The following is a 17,356-nucleotide window of genomic DNA, read 5'->3' as shown; positions in this document are numbered from 1 at the left end:
CGTATGCGTATTCAACCTTTTCGACTATAAAGTCTCTGCCAACGCCGTGCGCACGAAGTTGCCTCTTGGCTGATGATAGAAAACTAATGTGCCCGAGCTATCACACTCGCACTCATGAGTAACTATTCATCAGCACAGCGGAATGTGTTCGTCGGAACAATGGCTAGCAAAAATGGCCATGGCCAAAGTAAGCAGAAGCATCGCCATGACCCATAGAAATCAACCCCCACCCCAATGATCTGATAGGTCTGTCGCCGATGTCCTCATCGTGGAATTATCGCTAGCGAACATAAAGCTGGCGGATAGCGCTCATCCAATAAAGGCTAGTATCAGGCTTTTATGTTTGTGCCTATATTTGCCTAGTGCCCAGAAATAGAACGGGTTGGTACCCAAGCTAACCACATTACTAGGCTCTGTCTGAAATTGTTGACCACTACAAAGAGATTTTTATGTTGTTGTTATTTTTGGTTGTTTTCGTAATAGTCTAAAAAGGCAATGCCAGCACGGACCAAGGCTGATATGTCTATGATTAGCCGCCAAGCTCTATTGAGAAGATTTTTCATGTAATATCCTTATTGATTTTTTCAGGTTGCTGATGTGAAGTGGAAAGAAGGAGTTGGGCAGTTCATGCCCCATAGGATTTCCGCTAGCTCATCTGTAATTTGCTCCAGCTCTAGAGTTGCTATAGAGTTGGGTGCCACATCGATAATTGTATCAAAATAGCTTAGGTTTTCTATTTTCAAATTGCTGTAATGTAAATCAAAGTAAAACTCATAATCACTTGTAAACCTAGAACGCAGAATAGGGATGGATAGCTTTCGTATCTTTCTATAGGTTTTTAGAGTTAGGTGTGAATCGAACATGCAGCTATTAAATATTTTATTTTTATGCGCGCTCCTCACGTCTATTTGGCCATTTATCCTAGGGAGCGAAGAGAAGTTAGTTAGCAGTATGTGTATTGACTCTAACTTCTCTTTGTTGAGGTGTGTGATTTGTTCGTAAAAATTCTTCGTGCTGTTTGGAGAGTAAGGGCATGTGGAGTCCACAAGGAGGACTATTTCATCTGACCTGAGCAAGGTTTGAGTAAGGTTTCTATTCATATCTAAGAAAATTAGATCATAGTTTTTTCTCAGTTTTTCAAATTCAAAAACTGCTGCTTTTTTTCTCGCTAAAGCTTCTAGCTCGTCAGAAAATATGTGTGCCTCTGGTAATTTTTTTCTATATTGCACTTCTTTCTCTAGCGTCACCACTTCTCCTGAGTAGAGGACGATATCAAGCTCATCATAAAAATCTATTTTCGCAGCTAGACGGCTTGAACTTTTTATAGTGGCTTTATCCTTTTTGGAGTGGGCTCGATAAACCTCGTCGTTGGTTACTATGGCAACTTTTAGTCCTGTCTGTGCGAAGGATGCAGCAAGGGCTATTGTAATTGGAGACTTTCCTATCCCTCCTTTGTATGCTGCGATACTCACAGTTTTGGCGTGTGGCCATATGATTTTAAACTTCCAGAGAAAAAGTTTAAAAATGTTATCTGGAATTTTTGGTTTGGCGGTTTCACTTTCATAATCCCGCCACGACTTGATAGATCTCTTTACTGCTCGCGCTGCTTGTTCTGTCGAAATCCCTCTGGATTTTCGTAATGCTTTTAACTCAGTGGGTCGGATTTTATGCATCATACTGTTTCCTCGTGGATACAAAAAAATATACGGCACGTTTGTGGTGTGTGATAGAGGAGATTCTCGCTACTTGAATATTTCTGGGGAATATGCTTTGGGGCATGGAAAGATAGATAGGTGACTTCTTAGGTTCTGATTGGTAAGAGCTTTTTTAGATATTTACTGAATACACTACCCAGCTCTTCGCGAAGATTTTTCTCCCACACAGCCTGCGTAAGCGAATTCATTGGCTCTATATTCATTAAGTGTTGTGGAAGCTCTGGCGCAGCGCTGGTAATACTGTGGGAGTCAGCTTGGGCTTACAACATTTAGCGTATACAGAGCCAATTCATTCGCGAAAAAAACTAACGCACCTCCACCCAAGCCAACGACCTTTCCAGCTCAGCCTTGGCCATGCTAATCAAATGCACCACCGCAAACGCCAGGTCGCGTTTCGGGCCGTTGAGGCTGTCTCCGGTTTCGTAGGCGGTGGCTGCTGCGCAACGCAGCAGGGCGCTGACGTGTAGAAGGGATTCTTCGAGGTTTTTGTTCGGTGGGTCGGGTATTACGTTGATCATGAAGGCTGCCTATTACGGTAAGGCCACTTGCCATTCGCTGCTAAACGGATAATGGGGTGGCGACTTTGACGCGGGTTAGCAGACCGGGGCAACCTACAAATCCGGCGCACTCGAAAGTGCCCCACGCAAAGCCGCCATAAGCGGTACTTGCGCGTTGTATGTTACCCACAGGCTGCTAAACCCGATCACTGATATTCAGCGACGAGCGCAGCCTAGAGCCCGAAATCACCCCGCGCAAGGCTTCGGGATTCTCTCGGAAACTTCATGCAGAGGAAAGGGAAAAGGGCGTCGGACTGGGCTGTGGAAAACGGGTTTTTCGTTAGCGGGCGTAAAAAATCGCGCATGGTTTTTCGCCCATTCACGCGATGTTTCAGGCGACCCTCAATCCAGTCCGCCACCCTCCACCAGCCCTCGAAAAATATTTTCAAAAAGAAGGTGAGGTAATCACGTCTGCCAACCGTGTAGGTAAATGGGAATTATTCCTTTTACTATGTCGGAGTCAGTTACGTGGCCAATCTGCTTTTTCGTCTGAACGCTTCTGTTCTTCTCTGTTCCGCTCTGCCTTGTCTTGCGCTGGCTGCCGAGCCTGCCACTGAGCTGCCTGCCAGTGTCATCCAGTCTACCGCCGACTCTGACAGTTACACCCGCACGGAAGCGTCCACGGCGAGCAAGGGAACCACGCAGATACGGGATGAGGCGCAGACCGTCAACACGGTTGCCACCCAGACTCTCGATGACTATCAGGTCAAGGATCTGAACGATGCCATGCGTTTTGTCAGTGGTGTCACTCAGACCAATACCCTGGGGGGCACCAAGGATGCCTTGATCAAGCGCGGGTTTGGCAGCAACGACGACAACTCGATCATGCGCGACGGGATTCGCTCGGCCATTGGCCGTAACCTGGGTGCAACCACCGATCATGTAGAGGTGCTCAAAGGCCCGGCTTCGTTGATGTACGGCGCACTGGAGCCTGGCGGGCTTATCAACGTCATCAGCAAGCAGCCGCAGTTCAGTCAAAGCACGACGCTGACCGGCTCTGCCTTCAGCGAGGGCGGTGGTTCGTTCGGTCTGGACACCACGGGCCCGCTGGGCGACACCGGTCTGGCTTATCGTTTGATCGCCGAGCGCGGCCATGAAGATTACTGGCGTAACTATGGCGTTGACGAGCACACGCTCATCGCGCCGTCGATTGCCTGGGTGGGCGAGCGTGCCAGTGTTTCCCTGGCCTATACCTACAACGATTATTCCAGCCCGTTCGATCGCGGCACGGTGTTCGTCAATGGTCATCCCGCAGACATCAGTTATCGCGATCGTCTGGATGAGCGCTGGGCCAAAACGGTGGGCATCAGCCAGAGCACGACCGCGAAATTCGAGTATCAACTCAATGACGCATGGCGCAGTCGGCTGACCTATGGCTGGACTCAGGATCGCTACAGCCTGGCCATAGCCCAGCCGAACGCGCTGACCGGCAATAACCTGCGCCGGATCGCCAATGGCGGCCACTATGATTACGAGAGCCGTTACAGCGCTCTGGATCTGATGGGTGACCAGCAGTTGTTCGGCCAGCGACACGAGATCACGGTCGGCGTCGATAACGAGTCGCTGGATAAATACCGTGGCAAAACCTACCGCAATGCCAACACCGCTGCGGGCAACCTCAATATCCAGAACCCGGTATATGGCAACCTGGCTGAGCCTGCGACCATCAGCCAGACGCAGAGCAACGCAGAAAACAACCTCGTCACCACTTCGGTGTATTTCAAGGACAACTGGCACCTCAATGACCGCTGGATTCTGGTCTTCGGTGGTCGTCAGGAGCACTGGGATCAATACAGCGATCAGGGGCTGGGCAGTTCCTATGCGCCTGGCGCCGATTCAAATGGCGATAAATTCATTCCCTTCGGCGGGATCGTCTATCAGCCCACTGAAACTGTCGCGCTCTATGCCAACTACAGTCGTTCGTTCGTGCCCAACGATGCCGACGATGCGGGCAACAGCTTCAAGCCCACCGAAGGCCGCAGTTACGAAGTGGGGATCAAATACACCCCTGTCCAGGCTCTCAGCGTGAATCTGGCGGTGTACGACATCGTCAAGAAAAACCTGGTCAACAGCGTCCTGCAGAGTAACGGCGACAGCATCGACGAAGCCGTGGGCAAGGCGGGTTCGCGCGGTGTCGAGCTGGATGTGACCGGTGAGTTGTCCGAGAACTGGAGCATGATCGGCACCTATGCCTACAACCATACCGAGGTGCTGAAGAATCAGGAGTCGCCGGAGCAGGAGGGCAATCGTCTGCCCAATGCGCCCATGCACACTGCCAGCCTGTACCTGACTCACCACCTCGCGCTGCCGGCCGAAACCGGCAAATGGCATGTGGGGGCCGGTGCCCGATACGTAGGAGAGCGTGCGGGGGATAATGCCAACAGTTTCTGGATGGACAGCTACACCGTGGCCGATGCCTTTGTGCGCTGGGATCTGCCGACCCATGACTACAAGACCAGCTTGCAACTGAACATCGACAACCTGTTCAACAAGGAATACTACCCGGCCACAACCGGCAGCAGCTCATTGCAGGTGGAAGAGGGCGCGCTACGTACCGCCCGGGTGACCGCCAGCGTTACGTTCTGATGGTATAAGTCGGCGCTTGCTGTTCATGAAGCGCCTTCACAGTTTTTTTACATTGGGGCAGGTAATGTCGTAACTGCTCCTGAGAGAACTTTAAGCCCGCTCCCCCCCATCGCGGGCTTTTCTTTGTCTGGAATTTGGCATGCGGCATCGCAGGTTATGTGGATCAGTGCCGATAGTCGGCGATCTGCAATCAAAATCATCCTGTGCAAGGTCTTCGCTCACAGCACCATACTCATCAGCCCTCCAGCCACACCGCTGGCGACTACCACCAGCCAGGGCGGCAATTTCCAGAACATCAAGGCAATCAGCGCTACGAGGGCCAGAGCAAAGTCCTGCGGTGTGAGAATTGCGCTGGTCCATACCGGCTGGTAGAGAGCGGCCAGCAACAGACCGACCACAGCGGCATTGATACCTGACAGAGCCGCTTGCGTTCTGGGGCTGCGGCGCAAGCGCTCCCAGAACGGCAAGGCTCCCATGACCAGCAGGAAGGAAGGGGCAAAGATGGCCAGCAGGCAGATAAGTCCGCCAGCCCAGCCGTTGGGTGCCTGATGCATCGAAGCTCCGAGAAATGCCGCAAAGGTGAACAGCGGCCCCGGGACTGCCTGCGCGGCCCCGTAGCCCGCCAGGAAAGTATCGTTGTCGACCTTGCCTGAAAGCACGACTTCGGCCTGCAGAAGTGGTAGCACCACATGTCCGCCTCCGAACACCAGTGAGCCGGCGCGGTAGAAGGCATCTGTCAATGACAGGAGCGGGTTCGGGAACAGGGCTGCCAGCAACGGCAGTCCCATAAGCAAGGCAATGAACAGCGTCAGCCAGCACAGGCCTGCGCGGGGGCGGATGGGCATCGGCAATGGATCATGCGCTTCTCCTTGCCCAGGCTTGAACAGCAGCAGGCCACTGAGCGCGGCAAGAACGATAACCCCGATCTGTCCCCAGATGGTTGGCACCAGAAGCATGAAGCAGGTGGCCGCGGCCATGAGGCTGATGCGTGCAACACCACTACAGAGGTTGCGCGCCATTCCCCATACGGCTTGCGCGACGACTGCCACAGCCACCACTTTCAAGCCATGCAGTACTCCTGCGGGCATCGTATTCCCGTAACTCGTGATGCCTGCTGCAAACAGGATCATGGCAATGGCCGAAGGCAAGGTGAATCCCAGCCAGGCAGCCAGTGCGCCGGGATATCCGCAACGCAACAGTCCCAGTGCCATTCCGGCCTGACTGCTTGCAGGGCCTGGCAGACACTGGCACAGAGCAACCTGATCGGCGTAGCTGCGCTCGCTCAACCAGTGTCGGCGCACCACAAACTCGTCCCGGAAATACCCCAGATGGGCGATCGGCCCCCCAAAAGAGGTCAGGCCCAGGCGCAGAAAAATCAGAAAAACAGCCCAGGCGCTACTGTCACTCTTGATGCTGTCGGTCATGGTTGCTTCCGGGTATATGGCAGCGCAGGGGGGCAGTCTGGGCGTCTTCCTGGCCTTCAGGCTGTGACGCTATGGTGCTGTCGCCAGTGGGACTGTTCAAGGTGGGAGTTTCAAAATGATGTTTTTAAGAGGTTTTATTTTTCTTTGCTGACTATGTGATTGCCGTCTACCGTTGATCCGACACCCTTCAAGGAAAAAAACGCTACGCCGATCAGTTAAAAACACCCCCGCTGTGGAGTAACCCGCAATGATGCGACGTCTTAACCTCGCCCCACGTTCTGCCCTGTGCTTTGGCTTCTTCTGCCTGATGTTGTTGATTCAGGGGGTATTGTTCATGCGACAGGCCGAGAAGCTCAATGAAGCAGAGAAACATGTAGAAACCAACGTGCTGCCCAGCGTCAAACTGCTCGGCTCGCTGGATCGGGAGTTCGTCAGTCTGCGCGGTAACAATGCCCGCTTGCGTAATCCTCTGGAGCCACAGGAGCGCAAGACCAAGGCTATCAGCGATATTCAGCAGTCCCGTCAGTTGATCAATGAGTACAGCGATTCCCTGGCCAAGTTGCTTGTCACGGCTGAAGGTCGGCAAGCCTTCGGTGAGCTCAAACAGGCTATTACCAGTTATAACGCTATCCAGGATCGTTACCTGTCGGAAACGGCAGCGGGCAATCTGGAGGCTGCGGTAAAGACTTCCAATACGGACATGAAGGCTGCTGCCGATCTGACCGAGGCAACGCTGCAGAAGCTGATCGGCGTGAACGATATGAAAGCCAAGCGTGCAGGCGACAAGGCTGAAGCGGCTTACCACGGGACTGTCGTGATGGTGATCCTGTTCGCTGTGCTGGGTGCAACTGGCACGGTACTGCTTGCCTGGCTGTACACCCGCAGTCTTACTGTTCCTATTGGCGATGCGCTGGCGATTGCCCAGCGTATTGCAGCCAATGACTTGACCCAGCCGATCAAGCAAGAGGGCACCGATGAAGCGGCCCGACTGGTCGGTTCGCTGGCCGCGATGCAGTCCAATCTGCGGGGTGCCCTGGCTACCATTCTGGATTCGGCCTCGCAGTTGGCTTCGACTTCCGAAGAAATGCATGTCGTGACCGAAGACGCATCGCGCACGACCCTGCGCCAGAGTAACGAAATCGAAATGGCTGCAACTGCGGTCACCGAAATGAGCGCTGCGGTCGATGAAGTAGCCAGTAACGCTGCGGCTGCCTCGACGTCGGCGGCGCAGTCCACCAAGGCGGCGCTGGATGGTCGCGCTCAGGTGGATGAAACGGTAGCCGCGATCAACCTGATGGTGGCCAAGGTGGGAGATACTTCTGCCGAGGTGCGTGAGCTGGCGACCATGGCCACGGATATCAGCAAGGTACTGGACGTCATTCGTGCCATCGCCGAGCAAACCAACCTTCTGGCACTCAATGCTGCCATCGAAGCGGCCCGGGCGGGCGAGGCCGGTCGTGGATTTGCCGTGGTGGCCGATGAGGTGAGGGCGCTGGCGCATCGCACCCAGCAATCGACCCGGGAAATCGAGCAGATGGTCAGTTCGATCCAGACCGGTACGCATCAGGCGGTGACGGCCATGGAGCAGACCAGTCATCAGGCCCACAACACGCTGCAACTGGCCAATGGTGCCGGGCAGGCATTGCTGGCCATTACCGACTCCATCGGCCAGATCAACGAGCGCAATCTGATGATCGCCACCGCAGCCGAAGAGCAGGCTCAGGTGGCGCGAGAGGTCGATAGAAGCCTGGTGAGCATTCGTGACCTGTCGGCTCAGACTTCCGAGGGCGCGAACCAGACGACCATCGCCACAGCAGAGTTGTCCAAGCTGGCGACAAACCTGAGTCATATCACCAAGCAATTCCAGGTTTAAGCTTGTAAAGCCGTCCGGTCATGGGGCCGGGCGGCATCAGGTCACTCAAGGCCTCAATATGCGGCGTTGCTCGACCAGACAAAGCCCATCGAGCAATGCCCACCTTCCCGGATATTCAGCAAACCGACAATCCATGTACCGGGGCCTTTTTGAGCCGGGTCCTGCCGGAGGCACTCTTATGCTGAAGTTTTCCGCTCATCAATATCCTTATGCATCCCAACGCCAGAGTGTATTTGCCCGGCGTGGCATGGTCGCCGCGTCGCAACCGCTGGCTGCCGAGGCGGGGATCGAAATCATGCGCAAGGGGGGCAACGCAATCGATGCCGCCATTGCCACGGCGGCGGCCTTGACGGTGGTCGAGCCGACCGGATGCGGTATCGGTGGCGATGCGTTTGCCCTGGTCTGGGTCAAAGGCCAGTTACATGGGCTCGATGCCAGTGGTCATGCACCTGCCGGTTTGAACATCGAGGCCGTCAAGGCTGCCGGCCACACGGAAATGCCTTTATACGGCTGGACGCCGGTAACCGTACCCGGTTGCCCGTCGGCCTGGGCCGAACTGTCGACCCGCTTTGGCCGTTTGCCCTTTGCCGATTTGCTGCAACCGGCGATCAGCCTTGCCGAGGGCGGTTTTCCGGTTTCTCCCGTAGTCGCCCATCAATGGCAGATCGCGTTCGAGCGGTTCAGCACCCTGCGTGAGCCAGCCATGCAGGCCTGGTTCGATACTTTCCTGATCGATGGCAGGGCGCCGAAGGCGGGCGAGATATTCAGTAACCCTGCCCAGGCGCGGACCTTGAGCGAGCTGGCAGCGACCCGTTGCGAAAGCTTTTATCGAGGTGACATCGCCCGCCGACTCGACGCCCGGTCACAGGCCGACGGTGGCTATCTTCGACTGACGGATCTGCAGAACTATCGTCCCCGTTGGGTCGAGCCCATCAGCGTCAATTATCGCGGCTATGACGTATGGGAGATTCCACCCAGCGGTCAGGGCCTGATCGCACTCATGACCCTGCAAATCCTTCAAGGGTTCGAGTTCGATCATCGTGACAGCCAGCAAACCTGGCACCGTCAGATCGAAGCCCTGAAACTCGCCTACAGTGACGGACTGCACTACATCACCGATCCGCAATACATGCGTGTGGCAGTTGCCGATCTGTTGAGCACAGGCTACGCACAAAAACGACGCGAGCTGATCGGCGAACAAGCCCTTGCGCCGACGCCGGGTGAACCGCATTCAAGCGGCACCGTCTACCTGGCAACGGCAGACGCCGAGGGCAATATGGTGTCGTATATCCAGAGCAACTATCACGGTTTCGGGTCAGGCATTGTGCTGCCCGACAGCGGTATCGCGCTGCAGAATCGTGGCCAGGAGTTCAGTCTGGACCCCGGGCACTCCAATGCTCTGGTGGCAGGTAAAAAGACGCTGCACACGATCATTCCGGGATTTCTGACTAAAGAAGGCCAGCCTGTCGGGCCATTCGGGGTCATGGGCGGTTACATGCAGCCCCAAGGGCATGTGCAGATGGTGATGAACCTGGTGGATTTTGGCCTCAACCCCCAATCGGCGCTCGATGCGCCACGCTGGCAATGGCTGGGAGGCATGAAAGTGGGCGTCGAACCTGCGGCTTCCCGGGATTTGGCCCTGTCGCTCGCCAGAAGAGGGCATAAGATCGAGATTGCGTGTGATCTGGTCGGTTATGGCCGTGGCCAGATCATCGTGCGCGATCCTGATACCGGTGTGTTGTGTGGCGGTACGGAACCACGCGCCGATTCGCATATTGCAGTCTGGTAAGGGCTGGCTTTCCGGATCTGGCAGGCACCGGGTTATCTTTGACCCGGTTGGCCAGAATAATCACGACTCAATAAATCGCTGTGGTCTCCCATGAGTAAGTCAGCTGTTTCTTGTTCTTGTGAATCGACCATCGAGAGGGAGATTACGTCTGTGTTTTTGCTGAAAACTTCCTTGTGCGTGCTGTCTGGAAATAGAGTGTTTATTCGAAAAAAACTTTGACAGGATAGGCGGTCATTCTGAACATTTTCGGGAAGTGGCTGTCAAAGGCGCGCTCGATTTTTCCTTTTTCCCGATATGTCGACCGCCATCCTTGATGCGCGGATGAAAAAAGCACGTGTGCGAAAAGCTGATCGAACTGTCCGTTTTTGGCGCGATTGTGTTGGCTTCGTGCATGTTTTTCGGTCTTGAAGGTTTTTACTTCAACAGGGAGTGACAACAGTAAAGTCAATGTCGTTGAATCATCAAGGCTCAAGTATTAACACTGTAAGTAGCACTGAATTTTTCTGTGTTATTTATTTGAGGCGTGCTGATTTTTAGTTAGGTTCCCTTGATATAAGCCTTGCCGAGTTTCGCTTTTTCAATATGCAAGGCTTTCAGGTTGTATGAACAGGCGCGGATGATGTTTTATAAAAGTCGCTTGTTGAGGTGGTGCAAGTTTTTCCGACTTTCACCACCGGTACAGGCTGCCTGTTATGCAACTAGTGCAACTTGAAGCGTTTCAGTGAAAACGCAGACAAGTCCACATCACTCTTTCCATGAATACAACGCTGGGCCAACGCTTGCCCAAGTCCGGCAGAGTGTTTGAAACCGTGTCCCGAGCAGGCGGATACAACGGTCACGTTTTTCAGCCGTGGGTGTTCATCGATGATGAAGTGGTAATCCGGTGTCACCGTGTAGGCGCACACGGAGGATCTGACGACTCTGGAGGTCAGTCCGGCTATCTTGCCGCTGACCTGGGTCTGGAACATTTCCTGCTCTTCTGCAGCCGTGATGCTTCGCTCCAGGGTTTCGGGTTGCGAGACGTCGACGTATTGCTCGGTAGCCATCTTCATGCTGCCTTCGCCGGGAAGCGGCGGGAAGCCGTAGTTGATATCCACCTCACCCGGTCCGTGGGTCAGGATAAAGCTGGGTGAGACAGGCGCGAAGACAGCCTGTTCTGCCAGTTCGAACCAGAACAGCTTTTGCCGACAGACCCTCAGTAATCGGTCGAAGGGCGCTCCGAGCAGGTCGGCAGACCACATGCCTGCACTGACGACCACCTTGTCGGCCAGGATAGAACCTTTATCGGTCGTGATGCGCACGCCTTCGCCATGCGTCTGCAAGTGAGTGACGGTTTCGTCCGTCAGGACCCTGGCACCCTGGGCTTTGGCCAGTTTGAGCTGCACGTCAATGCAGCGCTCTGGCCGGACATAACCGCCGCCCGGCTCGAAGTAGCCGATGGCGTTATCCAGTACCGGTGCGAACTGTGGAAATTGCTGACGAATGGATTGGGCCGACAGAACTTCGTGTTCCACGCCGTAGGCCCTTGCCAGTTCGATGGTCTTGTGGGTGAAGTCCTGCGGGTCTTGCGGGTCGTAAGCCGGGTGGGAGCTCATCACCAGAACGCCGCATTGCTCGAACAGAGCCTCGCCGGAAAGCGCCTCCAGATCACGCCATATGGCGTGAGAGTTGCGCACCAGCGGCAGATACTGCGGGCCTTCACCGACTGAAAGACGGGTAATGCGCGTATCGCCATGGCTGGAACCACAGGTATGTGGCGGGCTGTGGCGATCCACACCAATGGTACTGACCCCGGCCTTGGCCAGCTGATAAAGAGTTGCCGCGCCCATGGCACCCAGGCCGAGAACAGCCACTTCACAACGTTGTTCCATCTGCAGGCCGCCTCGAAAAAGCGCTTATTTCAGAGAACGGGTGCATCGCAGGCAACAGTCAAAAAGGCATAAGCATATGCCTGGATTGCATAGCCTTGCCCAATCGTCGGGTGAGGGAAGGGCGTGCAAAAAACTTCACACCGCCGATGAATTTTGACTTGCGCTCGCAGGTGTTTTTCAGGTCCGGAATTTTTGAAAAGTTGTCCACGGAAAACGTGGGTATGTCTGTGGGTAACTTTTTGTAAGCCACGTTCTACGTGGCCTGTGGCTGTGTGGTTATTTTATGAACAGCTCGTGAAATGTACCTGTCCGGTGACCTTTAAAGGGCTGAAAATGGATCCTGAATTCGCGAATAAGCGCACAGAATCCGATTATTTTTTCAGCTTTTTTTCGCGCTTCCGCTACCCGTGAGTCGATTGGCCACCAGATCCAGTGCCGAGCAGATAATGAAGTACACCAGAGCGATGAACAGGAAAATCTCGGTGGGGTACACCATGACCCGGTTGCTGACCTGAGTCGCCACGAACGACAGCTCCCCGACACCGATCACATAGGCCAGCGAGGTATCTTTTATAAGGGAGATCCATTGATTGAGGAACGAAGGCAGCATGATCGGCAGTGCCTGGGGCAGGATGATCAGACGCAGCACTTGCCATGGACTCATGCCCAGCGCCTTGGCTGCCGCCCACTGACCTGAAGACAGGCTGAGGATGCCCGAGTGGACGGAGTGCGCCAGATAGGCACCGCCAATCAGCGAGAGGGCGCAGACCACGGTGAACAAGGCCGGGACATCGACGTTGAACAGAATCGGCAGCAGGAAGTAAGTCCAGAAAATCAGCATCACCACCGGAATGGCGCGAAAGAAACCCAGCACGCCCAGCAATATCCAGCGTGTCCGGCCACGTACCAGCACCAGAGCCACGCCCAGTACCAGGCCCAATACTGCGGCCAGAACGCCTGACAGCAGACTGAGGATCAGCGTCAGTGCCGCACCGCCCAGTGGCCCGTCCGGATACGCGCCCACCATCAGGTAGGTGAAGTTGTCGCTTATGACTGAAAAGTCCATGGTCAGGCCGCTCCCTGGCGATAACGCTTGCTGTGCTGGATCATCTGGCCGATGGCTTCGATCAGCGCGATGCTCACGATGTACAGCAAGGTCGCGATACCGAAGGCCTGGAAAGCCTTGAAGGTTTCGGTTTCGACCTGACGCGAGGCATAGGACAGTTCGGCCAGGCCGATGGCCATGGTCAGCGACGAGTTTTTCAGCACATTCATGTATTGCCCCAGCAATGGCCCAAGCGCGGTGCGTACTGCCTGAGGCAGCACGACATAACGCCAGACCTGCGCGGGGCGCAGCCCCAGAGCTTGTCCGGCGGTACGCTGCTGGGGGCGCACCGAAGCGACACCGGCACGGAACTCTTCGGCGATGAATGCACTGCTATAGAGCGTCAGGCCCCAGAAACCGGCAATGAACTCGAATGACGGCCATTCGATCAGCAGTCCGGCGAGGTTTATTTCATGAGGCATGTTCAGCCAGCTGACCAGCTCTTCGGGCAACAGGGCGCTGACCCCGAAATACCAGAAGAACAGCTGCACCAGCAGGGGGGTATTGCGAAACAGCGACAGATAGCCCCGTGCAGGCCAGGACCACAGGCGCGAAGAGGAAATACGTGCCAGACAGACAAGAAAGCCAAGTGCTGTGGCGATCAGACAGACCAGGATCGACAGGCGCAGTGTGAGCAGAAATCCATCGAACAACAGATGCAGGTATTGCGGGCCCAGCAGTTCACCGAACATCAGATGCAACATCCATCCAGAATTGAAAGAGCCCGCCGGGTTGTCCGCAGCGGGCTGTTGAAAAGCGGGTCAGTGCGATCAGCTCTTGTCACCGATCTTGAACAGGCGAGCCAGAGGTGTCGGGGTGTTCGGGCCGAACCAGGTGTCATAGATTTTCTGCGCCTGGCCCTTGGACTCCAGTTCCACCAGCGTCTGGTTGACGAACTCGGTCAGTGCGGTTTCGCCTTTCGGAATTCCGACTCCGATCAGGTCATTGGAGATGGTGAAAGGCGGGACTTCGTATTTGTCCTTGTCCGGCACGTTGGCCAGCAGACCGATCAGTTTCGGACCGTCCTGAGTGATGGCCTGCACGTTACCGTTGCGCAATGCGGTGAAGGCAAAGGGCGTATCATCGTAGGCAATGACTTTGGCACCGGGGAATTTCTCGCGCAGCACGCCTTCGTTGACGGTGCCCTTGTCGACGCCTACGCGCCACTTGTTCAGGTCATCCTGATTCTTGAGCGTGCCTTTCTTGACGATGAACTGCTGGCCCGAGGAAAAGTAGGGGATGCTGAAGTTCACCTGCTCGGCCCGCTCCGGGGTGATGGTGAAGTTGGCCAGAACCAGATCGACCTTGTTGGCCACCAGCAGCGGTACCCGGTTTGCAGGGTTTGTAGGCTGCAATTGCAGCTTCACGCCCAGCTTGTCGGCGATGGCCTTGGCGTAATCCACATCCAGGCCCTCTATTTGCTTGCTTTTTGCATCTACAAAACCGAACGGCGGATTGCTGTCGAAAGCAGCGACCCTCAGCACACCGGACTTCTTGATGTCTTCCAGGCGATCGGCGTGGGCCAGACCGGAAAGCACGGCGAGGGACAGAGCAGTAATGGCAGTCAATTTTTTCATGAGTTCTCAACACTTTATGGATGATTCTGTGGTGAGTGTTGCAGCTCATGGGTGATGTTAAAAAGAATATAAAGGAATCTTGTAATTCTTTTTTGGAATATGTAGGGTCTTGTGCTCCTTTTGGTACACGGAGCGTCACAGGGCGCTTCTGCGTGCACTTGTTAAAGACTGCAGGACATGTATATGAATCAAGGTGGAACATGTGCCAGAAATATACGACGGTTTTATTACGCGTTCGGAAAACCGAATAAGAACGCACTTTGCCTGCCATAAAAATCCGGGCTCTTAAAAGACTTGCAAAGTTGAAGAACTGCTGCGTGGCAATGATGCTTTCGTCTTGCTTTTTTACATGTTGACTGTCATCCGGTGCCTTACCGAGAAATCAATGGTTTTAATAGAAAATCAAAACGAGATAATTGCTGGACGTTAATTTAAAGTACCCGTTTCGCGGTGTCGGTCGTCGGCAGAGTGTCGAGATCCGTCTGCGAGGGTATTCCTGACATTCAGCGGAAGTGTTTATCATCGCAAGGAGATGGATGGATGAGGGCTTTATGAATACTGACTCTTCGCAGATGGAGCATGAGGTCCTCGATATCTTTGGCACGCTGCAGTCGTTTATCCGCAAGGCGGCTCCGCTCAACGTCGACATGGTGCTGGAGGGGGAGACGGGCACCGGCAAGGACACCCTGGCACGCCGAATTCACCAGCTGTCGGGTCGCGAAGGTCCGCTGGTCGCACTCAACTGTGCCGCCGTGCCCGAGCAACTGGCCGAGAGTGAGCTTTTCGGGGTCATGGCAGGTGCATACACCGGCGCATCCAAGTCGCGGGCAGGCTATATAGAAGCGTCCCACAACGGGACGCTCTATCTGGATGAAATCGACAGCATGCCGCTGTTGCTCCAGGCCAAGCTGCTGCGCGTGCTGGAAATGCGCGGAATAGAGCGCCTGGGGTCGACGCGCTTCGTGCCGCTGAACCTGCGGGTGATCGTCGCGACACAGACGCCGCTGGAAAAACTGGTAGAGGAGGGCAAGTTTCGACGCGATCTGTTTTTTCGCCTGAACGTCATCAAGATCCAGTTGCCTACCCTGCGTTCACGTCTGGACCATCTTCCTTCGTTGTTCGAGCGTTTCGTCATGGAAACCGCTCACAAGCACCATCAACCGATTCCCCAGCGCGATCCGTCAGTGCTCAATCGTCTGCTCAGCCACCGCTGGCCCGGCAATATCCGTGAACTCAAATGCGCAGCAGAGCGGTTTGTATTGGGCATGTCACCGCTGGGCACCGACGAAGATCCGAACCTGGAAGGTAATATTCATCTGAAGGGGTATCTTCGCCAGTTCGAAAAAGCTCTCATTCAGGATTGTCTGTCGCGTCATCCCAAGTGTATCGAGTCCGTGATCAGTGAACTGGGCATCCCCCGACGCACCCTTTATCACCGCATGAAAAGTCTCAGCATCAACTCCCCGGAGCCGTAGTTTCTTATTTATTTCCTCATTCATGCGTTCGCATGGAACCGCTTCTGAAAATCGACCACTCAATGTTCGAACACCAATTCGGTGTCCAAACCATCTCGATGATCAGGAGTAATAACTATGGCTGGTACTGCTTCCCTCGGCGCTTCGATGTCCGCAATGACCCTGATGGACTCCACTGCTGCTGCAACCACAATGATGAACGCCGAAGCTCAATCGAACAAAATGCAAACAGATACCATCAACGGTATCGCCAGCGCCTACCAGGATTCTGCCACCAAGGCGCAGAACGCTGCTCAGCAAACCGGTAAGGCGATCAACTACTAAGTGGTTGCCGCGCCCTCTTGGTTCATGCCAGGAGGGCTTCAACCTGTTCGATTCCAGGGAGTAAACACATGATTCCTTCTTCTTCGATAGGCGCTGCACAAGGCACCACTTTCCAGAGTACTTTCGCGAGTACGCAAATGTCTGCCATGCAGTCCGACTCCAACGGCAGTGCTGGCAAGATCGCTTCATTGCTGGGCGATACGATGTTCGAAAAGTCCGGCAGCGGCGCCAACATTCGCGATACCGATAATCCATTGCTCGGTATGGTTGCCGACTACATGGATCGCAATCCCGACCAGTTCGGAAAACCGCACGACGCCAATGGCAAGGTCAATGGCTGGCGCGACGAGCTGTCGGAAGACAAGTACCTCAACAGCAGTGAGAAAGAGTCCTTCACCAAAGGACTGGAAGGCCTGATCAACGAATTCCTCAGCGGTGGCTCCAAAGGTCAGAACGTCTCGGGCGGTTCGGGTTTCGGCACTGGCAATTCGGGTTTCAATGCCGGCAACAACACTGCCCCCCGCTCATCGTCGGGCTGTGGCGGTTCGCCTGCAGCCAGTAACGGAGCTTCCGGTGGTGGTCTGCAGGAACTGCTGGCCGCATTGCTGGGCAGCCTGGGCGAGGAAAAACTCGACAACCTGCTGACCCCCAACACTGCCCCGAATGCCAAAAGCGGCCAGATGAGCTTCAACTTCGAGGACAAAGACGTTCTCAAGGAGATCTCGCGCTTCATGGACATGCATCCGGAAGAGTTCGGAAAACCGGACGGCAAGTCAAAGGACTGGATGGGTGAGCTCTCCGAGGGTGACAACGTCATGTCCAAGGCTGAAAGCGAGCAGTTCCAGAAAGCCATCAACATGATCAAGGGCGAAATCAAGGACAGCGCTCAAGGTAATTCGCTGGGCGGTCTGTTTCCCAATGCGGAGCAGAACTTCCAGAACGGTGGCGCCGGCAACACCCTGAAGACCGATGCGAGCATCGCGGCAGGCAACGTTCTGTCCGTTCTCGTTCAGCAAAGCGTCACCGACTATCGCGGTTGATCTGTAAAAACCTTCGTCTT

14 protein-coding genes are annotated in these 17,356 nt (G+C 54.8%); 6 read left to right on the top strand and 8 right to left on the bottom strand.

The genetic code is table 11. The features are described 5' to 3' along the window. Window positions 1-584: 584 nt before the first annotated feature. Both JSY17_RS19125 and JSY17_RS19120 read right to left on the bottom strand, forming a co-directional pair. The gene (locus tag JSY17_RS19125; protein ID WP_206402750.1) at window positions 585-1,676 is read right to left on the bottom strand and encodes an AAA family ATPase; all 1,092 of its coding nucleotides are present in this window, start codon (window positions 1,674-1,676) and stop codon (window positions 585-587) included. A gap of 344 nt (window positions 1,677-2,020) precedes the next feature. Then, the gene (locus tag JSY17_RS19120) at window positions 2,021-2,233 is read right to left on the bottom strand and encodes a DUF6124 family protein (protein ID WP_206402752.1); all 213 of its coding nucleotides are present in this window, start codon (window positions 2,231-2,233) and stop codon (window positions 2,021-2,023) included. A gap of 507 nt (window positions 2,234-2,740) precedes the next feature. Between JSY17_RS19120 and JSY17_RS19115 the strand changes: the two genes are divergently transcribed. Beyond that, window positions 2,741-4,858: a TonB-dependent siderophore receptor gene (locus JSY17_RS19115; RefSeq protein WP_206402753.1), complete on the top strand. Its 2,118-nt coding sequence runs from the start codon at window positions 2,741-2,743 to the stop codon at window positions 4,856-4,858. Window positions 4,859-5,076: 218 nt separating this feature from the next. On the opposite strand, the gene chrA is transcribed toward JSY17_RS19115, so the two are convergent. Then, a complete protein-coding gene (gene chrA, locus JSY17_RS19110) occupies window positions 5,077-6,282 on the bottom strand; it encodes a chromate efflux transporter (protein WP_206402754.1) in 1,206 nt (401 codons plus the stop codon). Between the two features lie 247 nt (window positions 6,283-6,529). Here chrA and JSY17_RS19105 point away from each other — a divergent pair, with 247 nt between their 5' ends. Both JSY17_RS19105 and JSY17_RS19100 read left to right on the top strand, forming a co-directional pair. Further along, window positions 6,530-8,155, top strand: coding sequence for a methyl-accepting chemotaxis protein (locus JSY17_RS19105; protein ID WP_117186794.1), 1,626 nt, complete (start codon window positions 6,530-6,532; stop codon window positions 8,153-8,155). A 178-nt stretch (window positions 8,156-8,333) separates the two neighbouring features. Further along, a complete protein-coding gene (locus JSY17_RS19100) occupies window positions 8,334-9,944 on the top strand; it encodes a gamma-glutamyltransferase family protein (RefSeq protein WP_206402755.1) in 1,611 nt (536 codons plus the stop codon). Window positions 9,945-10,143: 199 nt separating this feature from the next. Here JSY17_RS19100 and JSY17_RS19095 read toward each other — a convergent pair whose 3' ends face one another. The 5 genes from JSY17_RS19095 to JSY17_RS19075 all read right to left on the bottom strand — a co-directional run bounded on the left by JSY17_RS19095 (window position 10,144) and on the right by JSY17_RS19075 (window position 14,497). Continuing rightward, on the bottom strand, window positions 10,144-10,416 hold the full coding sequence (locus JSY17_RS19095) for a hypothetical protein (protein ID WP_206402756.1): 273 nt from the start codon (window positions 10,414-10,416) through the stop codon (window positions 10,144-10,146). A 226-nt stretch (window positions 10,417-10,642) separates the two neighbouring features. Further along, window positions 10,643-11,815, bottom strand: a complete 1,173-nt coding sequence (gene solA, locus JSY17_RS19090; RefSeq protein WP_206402757.1) for an N-methyl-L-tryptophan oxidase — start codon at window positions 11,813-11,815, stop codon at window positions 10,643-10,645. A 379-nt stretch (window positions 11,816-12,194) separates the two neighbouring features. After that, a complete protein-coding gene (locus JSY17_RS19085; protein ID WP_206402758.1) occupies window positions 12,195-12,881 on the bottom strand; it encodes an amino acid ABC transporter permease in 687 nt (228 codons plus the stop codon). 2 nt (window positions 12,882-12,883) lie between these two features. Further along, window positions 12,884-13,612 carry an amino acid ABC transporter permease gene (locus JSY17_RS19080; protein WP_117182853.1) on the bottom strand — a complete coding sequence of 243 codons (729 nt, stop codon included), beginning with the start codon at window positions 13,610-13,612 and terminating at the stop codon, window positions 12,884-12,886. Window positions 13,613-13,690: 78 nt separating this feature from the next. Continuing rightward, a complete protein-coding gene (locus tag JSY17_RS19075) occupies window positions 13,691-14,497 on the bottom strand; it encodes an ABC transporter substrate-binding protein (RefSeq protein ID WP_025259524.1) in 807 nt (268 codons plus the stop codon). Window positions 14,498-15,048: 551 nt separating this feature from the next. Here JSY17_RS19075 and JSY17_RS19070 point away from each other — a divergent pair. The 3 genes from JSY17_RS19070 to JSY17_RS19060 all read left to right on the top strand — a co-directional run bounded on the left by JSY17_RS19070 (window position 15,049) and on the right by JSY17_RS19060 (window position 17,336). After that, a complete protein-coding gene (locus JSY17_RS19070) occupies window positions 15,049-15,972 on the top strand; it encodes a sigma 54-interacting transcriptional regulator (RefSeq protein ID WP_117167103.1) in 924 nt (307 codons plus the stop codon). A 117-nt stretch (window positions 15,973-16,089) separates the two neighbouring features. Next, window positions 16,090-16,296: a hypothetical protein gene (locus tag JSY17_RS19065; RefSeq protein ID WP_025259526.1), complete on the top strand. Its 207-nt coding sequence runs from the start codon at window positions 16,090-16,092 to the stop codon at window positions 16,294-16,296. A 68-nt stretch (window positions 16,297-16,364) separates the two neighbouring features. Next, complete coding sequence (locus tag JSY17_RS19060; protein WP_117182822.1) at window positions 16,365-17,336, top strand: DNA-binding protein; 972 nt, start codon at window positions 16,365-16,367, stop codon at window positions 17,334-17,336. The last annotated feature ends 20 nt before the right edge of the window (window positions 17,337-17,356 follow it).

The organism is Pseudomonas capsici (assembly GCF_017165765.1).
Classification (GTDB): Bacteria; Pseudomonadota; Gammaproteobacteria; order Pseudomonadales; family Pseudomonadaceae; genus Aquipseudomonas; species Aquipseudomonas capsici.
This window is presented reverse-complemented; position numbering and strand designations above follow the sequence as displayed.

Coding starts and splice junctions, on each gene's coding strand:
- JSY17_RS19080 (WP_117182853.1), bottom strand. CDS start 13,612: ATGTTCGGTGAACTGCTGGGCCCGCAATACCTGCATCTGTTGTTCGAT.
- JSY17_RS19065 (WP_025259526.1), top strand. CDS start 16,090: ATGGCTGGTACTGCTTCCCTCGGCGCTTCGATGTCCGCAATGACCCTG.
- JSY17_RS19075 (WP_025259524.1), bottom strand. CDS start 14,497: ATGAAAAAATTGACTGCCATTACTGCTCTGTCCCTCGCCGTGCTTTCC.
- JSY17_RS19120 (WP_206402752.1), bottom strand. CDS start 2,233: ATGATCAACGTAATACCCGACCCACCGAACAAAAACCTCGAAGAATCC.
- chrA (WP_206402754.1), bottom strand. CDS start 6,282: ATGACCGACAGCATCAAGAGTGACAGTAGCGCCTGGGCTGTTTTTCTG.
- JSY17_RS19070 (WP_117167103.1), top strand. CDS start 15,049: ATGAATACTGACTCTTCGCAGATGGAGCATGAGGTCCTCGATATCTTT.
- solA (WP_206402757.1), bottom strand. CDS start 11,815: ATGGAACAACGTTGTGAAGTGGCTGTTCTCGGCCTGGGTGCCATGGGC.
- JSY17_RS19100 (WP_206402755.1), top strand. CDS start 8,334: ATGCTGAAGTTTTCCGCTCATCAATATCCTTATGCATCCCAACGCCAG.
- JSY17_RS19105 (WP_117186794.1), top strand. CDS start 6,530: ATGATGCGACGTCTTAACCTCGCCCCACGTTCTGCCCTGTGCTTTGGC.
- JSY17_RS19085 (WP_206402758.1), bottom strand. CDS start 12,881: ATGGACTTTTCAGTCATAAGCGACAACTTCACCTACCTGATGGTGGGC.
- JSY17_RS19125 (WP_206402750.1), bottom strand. CDS start 1,676: ATGATGCATAAAATCCGACCCACTGAGTTAAAAGCATTACGAAAATCC.
- JSY17_RS19060 (WP_117182822.1), top strand. CDS start 16,365: ATGATTCCTTCTTCTTCGATAGGCGCTGCACAAGGCACCACTTTCCAG.